Genomic DNA, 12,957 nt, shown 5'->3' on the forward strand with positions numbered 1-12,957 from the left:
GAAAAATAAACCTCATGAAAAATAAATTTCCAATATTTCTAGCAACTTTTTTCTTGATATTAAATCTTGGATGTGAAAAGAAGACAACAGAAAATGCTTCGTCAGCAACAGTTGCATCATCTGGAACTGAAATTAAAATGGATGGCGAATTACCTTCAAAAGAATCCATTCCTAAATTATTTGATGAAATGGATTTTCAACAGGCAACGCAATGTTATTTATGGGGATTGCCAATTGTAGCTTTCGCCGAATGGCAACAACAACATTATAAAACATTCCATGCAACGAGCAATGATCTTGTTTTGTATAATTCCTATCATGACAGACTAGGGATTTTAACGGCAAATGCTACAACTCCTTATATCATGTCATTTATAGATTTGAAAGCAAACGGACCAACAGTTATCGAAATGCCAGCTGGGCGCACTGCTGGAGGATTGAGTGATTTCTGGCAAAGAGAAGAGGCTGTAATTGGAGAAATGGGGCCAGATAAAGGAAAAGGAGGAAAATATGTTTTGGTACCGCCAACAATGAAAGATTTTAAAGCTGATGGATATTTTATAATTCCGTGTACGACTGTAAATAATTTCTTTGGTTTTAGAACATTAGATCCAGATCCTAAGGTTACTGAAGAATTGGTAAAAAAAGTTAAAATATACCCTTACGCACAAAGAGCAAATCCGACGGCAACAAAAATAGTGAGTCCGCCTGCTGATAAAAAGTGGTACGGAATTCAGCCATCGGGAATTAAATATTGGGAATGTCTACATGCCATTTTGCAAGATGAACCAGTTGAGGAACGTGATCGTTTCTTTATGGCTTGGCTTAAAAACCTTGGTATAGAAAAAGGAAAACCTTTTGCACCCGATGATCGTCAGAAGAAAATTTTAATTGCTGCCGCAGAAAAGGGTGAACAAATGGCAATGGCTAATTCTTATGAAAAACGCTTTGCAGCTGTAAGACACTGGCCGGATAAAAAATGGGATTATGTCATTACGATGAAAAATTCTGCTCAACGCGAAGAAAATTTTGACGAATTTTTTGAGAGATCTGCTTATTTCTATGAAGCCGTAACTTTTTCTAACGCAATGATATCAAAAACTCCGAATTTAGGTCAAGCCTATTTAGGGAATTATTCCGATAGTGATGGAAATTGGCTTGATGGAGGAAAAAATTATACTTTAAATGTTCCGGCAAATCCGCCTGCGGTTAATTTTTGGTCCATAACAGTTTACGATTCAGCAACTCGATGTCTGATTGATAATCCGCAAAAAAATGCCGATTTATCGTCTCGTAAAGATTTGATTAAAAACTCAGATGGTTCAGTTGATTTGTTTTTTGGGCCAAAAGCTCCAGCAGGAAAAGAGAAAAACTGGGTTCAGACTTTGCCAGGAAAACATTGGTTTACTTATATGCGTTTCTATGGACCAACAAAAGCTTATTTTGACAAAAGCTGGAAAATGGATGATATTAAAGAAGTAAAATAATTATCATCGATATGAGCGAAGATTCAAAACATATAGCCGAAACCCCATTTAATCCGATAGCGTCAAAGGCAGAACGGTATGAAAAAGGAGCTTCGATTAGAAAGAAAATTCCTTTGGAGAAACACAAGGAATGGAATTCTTTAAAAAACCGAAAAAATCCAGTAGATATTTTAATTCAGACTAGCGAAGGAAGAGTTGAAAGCCTACTGCCAATTCGATACAGAAGAATGATGGAATCTCCTTTTGCATTTTATAGAGGTGCCGCTGCTATCATGGCTGCCGATCTGGCTCATACTCCTGTATCGGGAATAAATCTCCAGCTTTGCGGTGATTGCCATTTGATGAATTTTGGCGGATTTGCAACTCCAGAACGAAAATTGGTTTTTGATATTAATGATTTTGATGAAACTTTTCCAGGACCTTGGGAATGGGATATAAAAAGACTTGCAGCCAGTTTTGTTATTGCTGGAAGATGGCGAAAATTCTCCCATAAAAACTGTAAAGAATTTGCTTGGAATGTTGCAGATAGTTACAAACGGCACATGATCGATTACAGCAAACTTTCGGCACTGCAGATTTGGTATGCCGATATTGATTTGGCAGAGCTGATTGAATTAGGCCGAGATAAAGAATTTAAAGAATTTGACCAGAAAAGAATTAAAAAGGCATCAGAGTATACCGCTCACGAAAAAGAGTTTGCAAAGATGACCTATTTTGATGGCGCTAGAGCTCGTATAAAAGATGATCCGCCCTTGATATTTCACCCAACAGGAGAACTCGAAAAACAAGTGGCTAAAGAAGGCGAGATTATCCATAATAGATATCTAGAATCGCTTTCAGAAGAAAAACAGATTTTGTTAAGCCGATACATGCTTCATGATATTGTTATAAAAGTAGTGGGTGTTGGCAGTGTTGGAACATTGTGTGGCATTAGTCTGTTAATGTCGGCAACTGGAGAACCTATTTTTTTACAGTTTAAAGAAGCCCGAAAAAGTGTATTAGAAGGAAACGTAAAAATAAAAGGAAAATACAGCCATCAAGGCGAACGTATTGTAATGGGACAAAAGCTAATGCAGTCTGCATCGGATATGTTTTTGGGATGGACAGACGACAGTAAAAATAGATTTTTCTACATCCGCCAGCTCAGAGATGCCAAAGTAAAACCGGTTCTAGAAGTGATGAAGTCTAAAAATATGGCAGAATATGCCAAAGCTTGCGGATGGGCTCTTGCAAGAGCTCACGCACGTTCGGGAGATCCTTCTCTAATTTCGGGCTATATTGGAGATACAGACGAATTTGCCGATGCCATTTCAGAATTTTCAGTTTTATATGCCGATCAAAACGAGTCGGATTATAATAAAATGCTGGAAGCGATAAAACATGGAAAACTACCGATAGCTGCAGAAATCTGATTTTTTGCTATCAAAAGAAATACAACAAATATGTAGCTGTGTAAAGTAAATTAAACTTTAAAAAATCTTAAAATATTGAACAAAATATGTCAGAAAACAGCAAAGTAAGATTTTATTTATTTAATACTGTTAATTAAAGAAAATGATTTATCTTTGAGAGTGATCTAAGTGATTGTTTAGTAATGGTTTGTGTTATATAAGCCATTATTGATATCTTTTTCGCCCCCACGTTCAAGATTTTTACGTTTTTAATACATTCGAGTTAAACTGATTTAATTATTAATTTAATAAATACCACAACATGAATATTAAAAGAACAAGTCTTCGTATAATCCCAGTCTTATTTTTGGGTTTGTTTTACAGCTGCTCTCCAACTGTAAAAGTTACAACTGATTATGATCATTCAGCTAACTTCAGCGAATACAAAACTTTTGCGGTTTATGACTTAAAAGCGCAGCAAGGCCAGGTAAATCAGTTAAATGTTGATCGTGTTGCAAAAGCAATTCGAAACGAAATGCTGGCAAAAGGATTTACAGAATCTAGTAATCCTGATTTAAAAGTTAATGCCGTTTCTATCCTAAAAAACAAAACATCGGTTAGTGCTAATACAGACTTTTACGGTTATGGCGGAATGTATCGACCATACGGATATTGGGGAGGCGGTGCTATGATGGGCGGTGCCAATACAACATTTAATACCTACGATTATGTTGATGGTTCCCTAGTTATAGATATCGTATCTACAAAAACAGACAAGCTGGTTTGGCAAGGAATTGGAAATGCCGAAATTGACAGCAGACCAGATAATCCCGAACAATTTATAAACGACGCAATCAAAAAAATATTAACTGGTTTCCCTCCAGGAGCAGTTAAAAAATAATACAATAAAGCATTTGTACTTGCCATACTTTGGCAAGTACAGTGTTTCTCTTTCTACATACGCCCCCCATCGTATTCTATTTTTAAGATTTTAAGAAAAATAATTATTTACTCAAATTAAGCTTAAAAAAATGATCGATATTTTACTTTCCCTTTTCTTTTTTATAGCCACAATTGCTGGCCTTGCTACTGCAATTATGGTTTTATTTTCCAAAAAAAATTACTCAAAAAGTTTCTTTTTGGGAATGTTTCTGCTGAGTCTGGCGGTAGTAAGTATCTACAATTTTTATCTTTCGGCCAATATCTTCAAAGAATTCCCAGATTTATTCATCATTACCAAATCCTTTATTTTTCTGGCAGCGCCATGTTCTTTCTTATATGTTCGAAACATTTTGACATTGGACAAAAGCTTCAGAAAATACGATTGGATGCATTTTATTCCTTTTGTGGTATACTTCTCTTTGACGCTTTTTGTATACATTGGAAGTTTTACTAATCTAACAATTGTCGATTTTATAGCAGCAAAAATCAGAAATCCGTTTTCTATTTTAACCTTGACCATTTGGCTTTCCTATGTCTTTTTTCAAACCATGTTGATTTTAAACTATGATCTGAAAAAATTTAAAGGAAACCAATTTCATCGAGCCAAAGTAATTAACTGGATCAGAGTTTATAATCTGATGATTTTATTTCTGTTTTCGGCGCTTTTTGTGCATCATTTTTTATCAACAAAAGTAGGCGTTGTAGACCTTTCTTGTTATTTCTTGATCTCGTCAGTATTGTTTTTTACTGTCGGATGGCTTTATTTCAGACCTCAGATTTTTCATGACGAAGAAGAAACATTCGATTTTGTGGTAGACAATACGATAGCAGTAAAAACAAAAGAGACCAAAAATACACTTCCAATAACGAACGAACTGACTCTTGAAAAAAGAGAAGAATACCTTTTAAAACTAGATTATGTTTTAAACTCTAAAAATCTGTTTTTAAAGAAAGATTTCGTAATCAGAGATTTGGCTGACGAAACAGGAATATCGGTCCATCATTTATCCAATTTGATTAATTCTGAATTCGGACTTCATTTTCAGGATTATGTTAATCTCAAAAGGATTGAATATTTTAAAGACAAAATAAACGACCCAGAATGGAAAGATTTATCTCTAGAAGGCATGGCTTGGGGATCTGGTTTTAAATCCCGAACAACTTGTTTCAGAGCATTTATAAAACATACCGGAAAATCTCCTTCAGAATACTTTAAAACTATCAGAATAAATCCAGATCGTACAGGATCCTATTACTTCAAGTAAAATTATTAATAGCTATTGCATAGTCTTAATTTAAAATATCTGCCATGAAACTAGAGATTGATAATTCGGGAAAAAAAGTACAGTCAGTTTTTGCAGCAATGATGCTATTGATTTCTTTTTATTGTAATGCACAATTAAAAGGAGGACATATTCTTGGCTCAATGGGGCTCCAATCGGGGACTCAGTCTCCAGAAAAGACACTAAGTGTTTATATCCCAGGTTACATTTATGCTGCATCTTCATTGAGAGATGCTGACGGAGATAAAGTAGGAGACCCTAATCTTACGATGTTTATCACAGGAGTAGGAGCCAATTATGTAAGCGATTTTAAAATTTTAGGAGCCAATTACGGAGCTACAATTTTGCTAGCTGGAGCTTCCAATACAATTCAGGGAAGTTATGTCGATTCTAAAAGTGATTTTGCTTTTACAGATATGTACATACAGCCCGTTCAGCTAGGTTGGCACAATAAAAGAGCCGACTTTGTCTTCAGTTATCAAATGTATCTTCCAACAGGAAAATTTGAAGTTGGCGGAAGCAACAATAGCGGTTTGGGAATGTTCATGAATGAGTTTTCGGCAGGAACAACTTTATTCTTTAATGATAAAAAAACATTTCATTTTTCGGCATTGGCCTCTTACGAAATCAACGGAAAAAAGAAAGATACCGATATTAAAACAGGAGATATTTTGAGCATTGAAGGAGGTTTAGGAAAAACCTTTTATTGTATGAATGCCGAAAAAACCGCACCAAAAGGCATATTCAATGCGGGTTTGATTTATTACTTGCAATACAAAGTATCAGACGATAAAATTCCGGTAGGAAATGCATTCGTACTCGAACCCGACAAAGATAGAGTTGGCGGACTAGGTGCTGAGGTAAATTACCTGCATCTCAGCAGTATGACCTCGGCAGGTTTTAGATGGATTGGCGAAATAAACGCGGTAAATAGATTTCAAGGAAATACTTTCTTTATTACGCTGGCGCACGTTTTCAGTTTTAAGAAAAAATAATTGCTGAAGATTTTTTTAATAAAGTGAAAATTTAAATCTAAAACGATAGACATTCTATGGAAAACAAAAAAACAATACATAAAAAAGTCCTGTTTTTGCTTTGGATACTATTATCGTTTAATGTTTTGCATGCACAAAAACACCAAACCGTTTTAAAAGATTCCTTAGACGGCGCTTTCGATTTAAGTGATTTTCTTATTTATGCCAACGGATTTATAGTTGTTCCTACCATTATTACAGAACCCGCCGTTGGAGGATTTGGTGGTGCAGTTGCTCCAATTTTTCTAAAAAAGCATGCGCCTGTAATTGATGAAAATGGTAAAAAACGATTTATAAATCCAGATATTACTGGAGGAATCGGGATGTATACTGCCAATAAAAGCTGGCTGGCAGGAGCTTTTCGTTCTGCGACACTTATAAAACCGAAAATACTCTATCGTGGTTTTGCAGCTTATGGAGACATGAATTTATCATTTTATGCCAATAATTTGCCCAACCAGAAAGATCAGGAGTTTAAGCTCAATTTTAAATCGACTATTTTTTATACACAATGGCTCAAACAGTTTAATAATGCCAAATGGAGCGCAGGTCCGCAGTATTTATTTTTAAACTCAAAAATAAACCTGCCCGATTTAGATCTTCCGCCGCCATTTGTAAATCCGAAAGATATTAAAAGCACGATAAGTCAGCTTGGAGCCGCGCTTCAGTTTGACGGACGTGACAACATATTTACGCCAGACAAAGGAATAAGGATTCAAACCGATTTCTTTTGGTCAGATAAAGCATTGGGGAGCGATTATCAGGCATGGCGTATTAATTTATCGGCAATAGGATATTATCCGTTGGCAAAAACTCTAATTGGCGGACTAAGGATTGAAGGAGAGCAGGCGTTGGGGAGTCCGCCTTTTTATTTACAGCCTGGAATTAATATGCGAGGAATTCCTGCTGCCCGATATATGGGAAAAACCAGTATTGTATCTGAACTCGAATTTAGATGGGATTTGTACCGAAGATGGAGTCTCATGGGATTTGGAGGTCTCGCAAGCGCCTTTGACGATTGTGATCAGGCCTTTGCAAAACCAGTTGTTTACAGCTACGGAACAGGTTTTAGATATCTCATTGCAAGAAAATTCAAACTCCGCATGGGAGTCGATGTGGCCAAAGGACCAGAAGAATGGGCTTACTATATCGTTTTTGGAAGTAACTGGATGAGGTAAAACTGGATTAGGTATTTTTCTTACATTTGTATTTTTAAAATTATAACAAATGGATTTGCAAGAATTACTATCAGAAATAAAAATCCAAGAGAATATTATTGATAATCATAATATTTTGTTTGAAAGAGTGAAGAACCATACTGTTTGGGATGCTTCTATAAAAGCTAGGAAAACGGTTAGTTATGGTATTCCTTATAACTATTCAGGAATGGAGTATCCGTTTCTGAAAATGCCTGATTATATTGATGATGCCTTAAATATTGTCAATGGAAAAATAGGTTATATTTCCAATAATTGTCTAATCAATTATTATAATGATGGAGAATCAAAAATGGGATTTCATTCCGATCAAACCGATCTTTTATATGAGGGAACAGGAATTGCAATAGTTTCCTTAGGAAATAAACGAACAATGAGGTTTAAGAATAAAGAAAATAAGGAAATAATTCATGATATTGATTTAAGTCCTAACAGTTTATTTTATATGACTAAAGAGGTTCAGAAATTCTGGCTTCATGCTATTTTACCCGATATAGAAAATAAAAGTTCCGAAAGGATAAGTTTGACTTTTAGAAAATTAATAGATTAAATCCTCTAATTTTAGAAAGTTAGATTAAAAAAAAAGTCTACTATATCGTTTTTGGAAGTAACTGGATGCGATAGCTAAAAAAGCAAAAAACTTGTAAGAAGTTAATTTATAAATAATAAACTAAAAAAGCCTTAATAATGTAGTATTGAGGCTTTTTTGTGTTAAATACCTTAATAATTCTAGCCGTTAAGAAAATATTAACAACTAAACATTACACAAATTGTATAATATTTAATTGTTTTGTAACAAATTGGAAACATTTGAGACTAATTTTATAAAATCTTAAACATAACTTATGAATACATTTTCATTCAAATCAGTGTTTGCAGCTTCAGTATTTTTAGCTGGAACAGCAGGCTGTTTTGCGCAAGACGTATTAGTGAATTCACTTAAACTAAACGCAAGCGACAAAAGTAAAGAGAACTTCAAATTTACAGAAGTAATTAATCTAGGAACAACATCAGTAAAATCTCAAGGATCATCTGGAACTTGCTGGAGTTATTCGACAAACTCATTCTTGGAGTCAGAAATGATTCGTTTAGGAAAACAGCCAGTTGAGCTTTCTCAAATTTATTCTGCAAGAAACGTGTATGTAGAAAAAGGGATCAACTATGTTCGTATGCACGGAGCAATTACGCTTGGTGACGGAGGTGCTCTTCACGATGTAATTAATATGTACAAAAAATACGGAACTGTACCAAGAGAAGTTTACACAGGATTAAACTACGGAACAGACAAAAACAAATTTGCTGAAATGGGCGCTCTTATCGAAGGTGTTCTTGCAGCAGTGGTGAAAAACCCGAACGGAGAATTGACTCCAAACTGGCAAAAAGCGTATTCTGCTGTTATTGATTCTTACTTAGGAAAAGTGCCGGATAATTTTACTTACAAAGGAAAAAACTATACTCCACAATCTTTTGCTAAAGAAGTAGTAGGAATTAACCCAGACGAGTATGTAGAAATGTCATCTTTTACAAACGCTCCGTACTACCAAAAAACAACTATGATGGTGCCAGACAACTGGTCATTGGATCAAGTTTACAACGTAAAATTGAACGATATGACAGACGTTATCGACAATGCACTTAAAAAAGGATATACTGTAGCTTGGGCAACAGATGTTAGCGAGAAAAGCTTTAGCTGGAAAAACGGTGTAGCTTACGTAGCGTCTAAAAAATTCGACGACATGACAGCTGAAGAAAAAGCAGACATGTTTAACGGACCAAAAGCTGAACCAGAAATTACTCCAGAAATGCGTCAGGCTGCGTTTGATAACTACACAACAACAGACGACCACGGAATGCACATTATTGGTCTTGCAAAAGATCAAACTGGAAAAGAATACTATATCGTAAAAAATTCTTGGGGAGAAACAAACGACTACAAAGGTTTCTTGTTTGTAACTAAGAACTTCGTAAAATATAAAACTACTGCACTTCTAGTAAACAAAGGAGGAATTCCTGCTGAAATTGCTAAGAAATTAGGGGTTTAATTAACCTGGAGTTTTACAGAAAATAGAAAAGCGCTGCAATCTTTTGGATTGTGGCGCTTTTTTATGCAAAAATCTAGGAATTAGAGTAATTTTTTTAATCTTCTTTTAACCGATGGCGAATTTTTAAAACATTCTATTATGTTTTTAAGTTCGATTTGATCTAAAATACCTTTAATTTCATAATGAAAATCTGGAATTGGATAAGTTTGGAAGAACAAAGTTCTATCAATTTCTTTCAACCAACATCCATGTAAATAAGTGTCTTTCGAAAACGAAAAATTATTATTTGAATCTAAAATATAGCCAGCTTTAAAACAATATGTAGTTTGCTGAGCATCAATTAAATCTATACATCCATGAGTTATTACTGTATCTGACGGAAAGTATTCTATACTTGATGGCAAAGAAATTATTAATTGTGTACCATTTACTTCCTTTAAAAGTAGAAAGAATTTATTTTTTGAATCACCATTTTCGAAAACATAATTAGGAATATGTAATAAAGTTCCATCTTTCATATTAACGAATTCTAAATCCGCTCAAACTTGATTCAAGCTTTTTATGATGATTATAAATGGAAAGCTTTACAGGTTCGTTTTGTAGAATTTCCTCAAAATTCAATTCAACATTCGAACTGTTTTTTACGCCCATTTCAAATTTTTCAAGTAGATTGTGGCGACATGCGGTGTTGTACCATAAAGAATCTTTTTTGTGTGTAAAATTAATTAAAACATAAGCAGGTTGATTCTTTACTGTTTGAGTTAATTTTTCCAAAAGATCTAATTCATTATCTGAAAATTCATCATCATTAAATGCTTTTTTAGATTTGATATATCTTTTATTATCTATAGTATTTATTTCGATGTAATCTTTTAAAATTATTGGATCGTCTGAAAGGTCAACAAATATTTCCTGTGATACAGGTCCTAATTGCCAAACTTCGTATTTTAGATTTAGAAAAGGTAGGCCAAACTCCTTAATAGAAAATTCATCCAATAAATAGAGAATTTTTAAAAGTTTAGTTTTAGATAAATCATCAATCTTATCAGCTAGATAAATGATTGTATTTCCAATTTTTTCTATGTCGTTTTTAAAATGCATATAGATTGCAACATGCTGTTTTTTGCATGTTAAATTTAGATTTGTAGTTGCAAATTTAAGATTTTTATTTAATACAGCAATAATTCTGTACGGTTTGTGGGGTAAAAACTACAAAAAACAACAGCCTGGGAAAATGAATATTTATAGAGAACTCTTACTTCCCCTTCATCAACCTCTCCAAATACTCCACTTTATCCTTTTCAGCCTGAACCAAACGCTCATAAAGTTCTACAATTTTATCAATTGGATTGAAAGTGCAGTTATAATTAAGTCCAGCATTAACAATGTCATTATTGGTATAAGTATTCCCAATGACATTCAAAACAGCTTCATCAGAAAAATTCTTAATTGCTTCAGCTGAAACTCCAAGAGCTTCTGCAATGACATTTAGTTTTTCGTCATCTATCGTTTCGCTTCCTTCAATATTAGAAATTGTCTGTTGGCTCATGCCAATAGCAATGGCAAGTGCTTCTTGTTTCATTCCTCTAAGCTCACGAATGCGGCTTATGTTTCTCCCGATATGTTTTGGTTTTGTTGCTGTGCTCATACTTCAAAGATATTAAAAATCCTTAAAAATTAAGATATTGGTAAAAGACTATCTTTTTTGGTGAATTACCAAACCCGATGTTTTGTTAGAATGTATTCTATCGTTTATTTAGCCGAAACAAAAATACAACTTTTCGTACAATAATTATTCATAACCAAAACCATAAATAAACGCCATGAAAACAGAAAACGAAAACAATGCAAATCAAAACAAAATAATAGAATCGATAGCGAGATTGGTATCAGATATTTGTTTCGACGGAGAATTTAAAAACCATCCAGAATACTTAAACGAGATTTTTGAGTATCTTCTAGAAGCAGAACCAGGAAACAGCCGTTCCTTAAGAATTAAAATGCTAAGCTGTATAAGAACCAGTAAAATGTTGGCAAAAGCGCTAGAACCATTTTCAGACGAAGAAATACAAAAAGCCTGCGTTAAAATGATAAAAGCGTAAAAAGAAGTACTTAATCGGTTTTCTAAGTAATTCATGGTCAGAATAAAAGCTAACTAAAAGAAAATCAGTATCTTTAGTATGAGTTTTTTAATAGGAGCATTAATTTTATTCAAAAATCATGAAAAAGTATGAAGCAATTTTATGTACACTTGCGTTCGTATTTTCTCTCAGCTGTTTTGCTCAGAGCACAAACAGTGCCTCTGCTTCTCCAGCGCCAGGAAAAACGACATTATTGACGGATAGTCTCCCTACAAATGATATGGTAATACAATCGTATTATGTAGAAGAAAGAATAAATAAGTTATTTGGCGGTAGAATTATTACTTACCAAGTTTCAAAATTGGACATGGTCGATACTTATGACCTTGGCCCTAATAATACTAGAACAGTAATTCCGAATTACGTAAAAAGAAAACCAAAAGTTGCTCCAAATGCAATAGAAGCAAAAACGCTTGTTGCAAGTTCTAATGCGTCTGTTGCGCCTGTTAAATTAGAAGTTACAGCTCCTGCGCCTTCAACTTCAAAATATGTAACCGTAAATATGGTGGATACTTACGAAAAAGTGCTTGATAAAGGTTATAAATCTATCGAGATGCTCAAAAAAGTAGCCGACCGTTTTTATTTTGAAGGCAATCTAACCGCAGCAGCGGGCTATTACACACAGTTATTCGATCAAGCCAAAGATTTGGACGTTATTTACTATTATAGATACGCACAGTCTTTAAAAGCAATAAATGAAGATGAAAAAGCAAATGCTTTAATGAAAAGGTTCAAAAGCGAAACTTTGACGATGAAATAGATTTTTTCAAAGGTTCAAAGCTGCAGAGAGGCAAAGGCTCAAAGTTTTTAAGGGTAATTTGAGATAAATCTAAAGATTAAGTTCGCAAAGCTTTGTATTTATAAAGTTCTGCGAATTTTTTTGTTTTACCTACAGTTTGTCTTTCTTTATTGTGTGAAGTTTTTTTTTATCGCAGAGGGCGCTAAGGTTTACGCAAAGCTCGCTAAGATTATTTTGAGTTAAATCTAAAGATTAAGTTCGCAAAGTTTTGTATTTATAAAGTTCTGCGAAATTTTTTTGGTTTACCTACAGTTTGTCTTTCTTTATTATGTGAAGTTTTTTTTATCGCAGAGGGCGCTAAGGTTTACGCAAAGTTCGCTAAGGTTATTTTGAGTTAAATCTAAAGATTAAGTTCGCAAAGCTTTATGTAGATAAGGCTTTGCGAATTTTTTTGTTTTACCTACAGTTTGTCTTTCTTTATTGTGTGAAGTTTTTTTTTATCGCAGAGGGCGCTAAGGTTTACGCAAAGTTCGCTAAGATTATTTTGAGTTAAATCTAAAGATTAAGTTCGCAAAGTTTTATATAGATAAGGCTTTGCGATTTTTTTTGTTTTATCTACAGTTTGTCTTTCTTTATTGTGTGAAGTTTTTTTTTATCGCAGAGGGCGCTAAGGTTTACGCA

The 12,957-nt window shown here is 34.1% G+C and carries 13 protein-coding genes; 10 read left to right on the forward strand and 3 right to left on the reverse strand.

Annotation, left to right across the window (positions count from 1 at the left end; all coding sequences use genetic code 11):
- The first annotated feature begins 14 nt into the window (after positions 1-14).
- The 8 genes from DMA14_RS00485 to DMA14_RS00520 all read left to right on the forward strand — a co-directional run bounded on the left by DMA14_RS00485 (position 15) and on the right by DMA14_RS00520 (position 9,396).
- Positions 15-1,487, forward strand: a complete 1,473-nt coding sequence (locus DMA14_RS00485) for a DUF1254 domain-containing protein (RefSeq protein WP_203418215.1) — start codon at positions 15-17, stop codon at positions 1,485-1,487.
- 11 nt (positions 1,488-1,498) lie between these two features.
- Entirely contained in the window at positions 1,499-2,899 is a 1,401-nt protein-coding gene (locus DMA14_RS00490; protein ID WP_111422274.1) for a DUF2252 domain-containing protein, read from the forward strand.
- A gap of 301 nt (positions 2,900-3,200) precedes the next feature.
- Complete coding sequence (locus DMA14_RS00495; RefSeq protein WP_111422276.1) at positions 3,201-3,779, forward strand: DUF4136 domain-containing protein; 579 nt, start codon at positions 3,201-3,203, stop codon at positions 3,777-3,779.
- Positions 3,780-3,909: 130 nt separating this feature from the next.
- A complete protein-coding gene (locus DMA14_RS00500; RefSeq protein ID WP_111422277.1) occupies positions 3,910-5,085 on the forward strand; it encodes a helix-turn-helix domain-containing protein in 1,176 nt (391 codons plus the stop codon).
- A 44-nt stretch (positions 5,086-5,129) separates the two neighbouring features.
- Entirely contained in the window at positions 5,130-6,098 is a 969-nt protein-coding gene (locus DMA14_RS00505; protein WP_111422279.1) for a SphA family protein, read from the forward strand.
- A gap of 56 nt (positions 6,099-6,154) precedes the next feature.
- On the forward strand, positions 6,155-7,315 hold the full coding sequence (locus DMA14_RS00510) for a BamA/TamA family outer membrane protein (protein WP_111422281.1): 1,161 nt from the start codon (positions 6,155-6,157) through the stop codon (positions 7,313-7,315).
- 49 nt (positions 7,316-7,364) lie between these two features.
- Entirely contained in the window at positions 7,365-7,904 is a 540-nt protein-coding gene (locus DMA14_RS00515; protein WP_111422282.1) for an alpha-ketoglutarate-dependent dioxygenase AlkB, read from the forward strand.
- A gap of 295 nt (positions 7,905-8,199) precedes the next feature.
- A complete protein-coding gene (locus DMA14_RS00520) occupies positions 8,200-9,396 on the forward strand; it encodes a C1 family peptidase (RefSeq protein WP_111422284.1) in 1,197 nt (398 codons plus the stop codon).
- 80 nt (positions 9,397-9,476) lie between these two features.
- Here DMA14_RS00520 and DMA14_RS00525 read toward each other — a convergent pair whose 3' ends face one another.
- The 3 genes from DMA14_RS00525 to DMA14_RS00535 form a co-directional block, all read right to left on the reverse strand.
- Positions 9,477-9,914, reverse strand: a complete 438-nt coding sequence (locus DMA14_RS00525; RefSeq protein ID WP_111422286.1) for a hypothetical protein — start codon at positions 9,912-9,914, stop codon at positions 9,477-9,479.
- A gap of 1 nt (position 9,915) precedes the next feature.
- The gene (locus DMA14_RS00530) at positions 9,916-10,497 is read right to left on the reverse strand and encodes a Panacea domain-containing protein (protein ID WP_111422287.1); all 582 of its coding nucleotides are present in this window, start codon (positions 10,495-10,497) and stop codon (positions 9,916-9,918) included.
- Between the two features lie 154 nt (positions 10,498-10,651).
- Entirely contained in the window at positions 10,652-11,044 is a 393-nt protein-coding gene (locus tag DMA14_RS00535; RefSeq protein WP_111422289.1) for a helix-turn-helix domain-containing protein, read from the reverse strand.
- Between the two features lie 175 nt (positions 11,045-11,219).
- On the opposite strand from DMA14_RS00535, the gene DMA14_RS00540 reads away from it, so the two are divergent.
- Both DMA14_RS00540 and DMA14_RS00545 read left to right on the forward strand, forming a co-directional pair.
- Positions 11,220-11,498, forward strand: a complete 279-nt coding sequence (locus DMA14_RS00540; RefSeq protein WP_111422290.1) for a hypothetical protein — start codon at positions 11,220-11,222, stop codon at positions 11,496-11,498.
- 118 nt (positions 11,499-11,616) lie between these two features.
- A complete protein-coding gene (locus DMA14_RS00545; protein WP_111422292.1) occupies positions 11,617-12,297 on the forward strand; it encodes a hypothetical protein in 681 nt (226 codons plus the stop codon).
- The last annotated feature ends 660 nt before the right edge of the window (positions 12,298-12,957 follow it).

The sequence above is a fragment of the Flavobacterium sharifuzzamanii genome (assembly GCF_003254585.1).
Lineage (GTDB): Bacteria > Bacteroidota > Bacteroidia > Flavobacteriales > Flavobacteriaceae > Flavobacterium > Flavobacterium sharifuzzamanii.

Bases quoted from the DNA above. Each gene is read 5' to 3' on its own strand.
- DMA14_RS00525 (WP_111422286.1), bottom strand. From the start codon at position 9,914: ATGAAAGATGGAACTTTATTACATATTCCTAATTATGTTTTCGAAAAT.
- DMA14_RS00505 (WP_111422279.1), top strand. From the start codon at position 5,130: ATGAAACTAGAGATTGATAATTCGGGAAAAAAAGTACAGTCAGTTTTT.
- DMA14_RS00515 (WP_111422282.1), top strand. From the start codon at position 7,365: ATGGATTTGCAAGAATTACTATCAGAAATAAAAATCCAAGAGAATATT.
- DMA14_RS00520 (WP_111422284.1), top strand. From the start codon at position 8,200: ATGAATACATTTTCATTCAAATCAGTGTTTGCAGCTTCAGTATTTTTA.
- DMA14_RS00495 (WP_111422276.1), top strand. From the start codon at position 3,201: ATGAATATTAAAAGAACAAGTCTTCGTATAATCCCAGTCTTATTTTTG.
- DMA14_RS00510 (WP_111422281.1), top strand. From the start codon at position 6,155: ATGGAAAACAAAAAAACAATACATAAAAAAGTCCTGTTTTTGCTTTGG.
- DMA14_RS00485 (WP_203418215.1), top strand. From the start codon at position 15: ATGAAAAATAAATTTCCAATATTTCTAGCAACTTTTTTCTTGATATTA.
- DMA14_RS00545 (WP_111422292.1), top strand. From the start codon at position 11,617: ATGAAAAAGTATGAAGCAATTTTATGTACACTTGCGTTCGTATTTTCT.
- DMA14_RS00535 (WP_111422289.1), bottom strand. From the start codon at position 11,044: ATGAGCACAGCAACAAAACCAAAACATATCGGGAGAAACATAAGCCGC.
- DMA14_RS00490 (WP_111422274.1), top strand. From the start codon at position 1,499: ATGAGCGAAGATTCAAAACATATAGCCGAAACCCCATTTAATCCGATA.
- DMA14_RS00500 (WP_111422277.1), top strand. From the start codon at position 3,910: ATGATCGATATTTTACTTTCCCTTTTCTTTTTTATAGCCACAATTGCT.
- DMA14_RS00530 (WP_111422287.1), bottom strand. From the start codon at position 10,497: ATGCATTTTAAAAACGACATAGAAAAAATTGGAAATACAATCATTTAT.
- DMA14_RS00540 (WP_111422290.1), top strand. From the start codon at position 11,220: ATGAAAACAGAAAACGAAAACAATGCAAATCAAAACAAAATAATAGAA.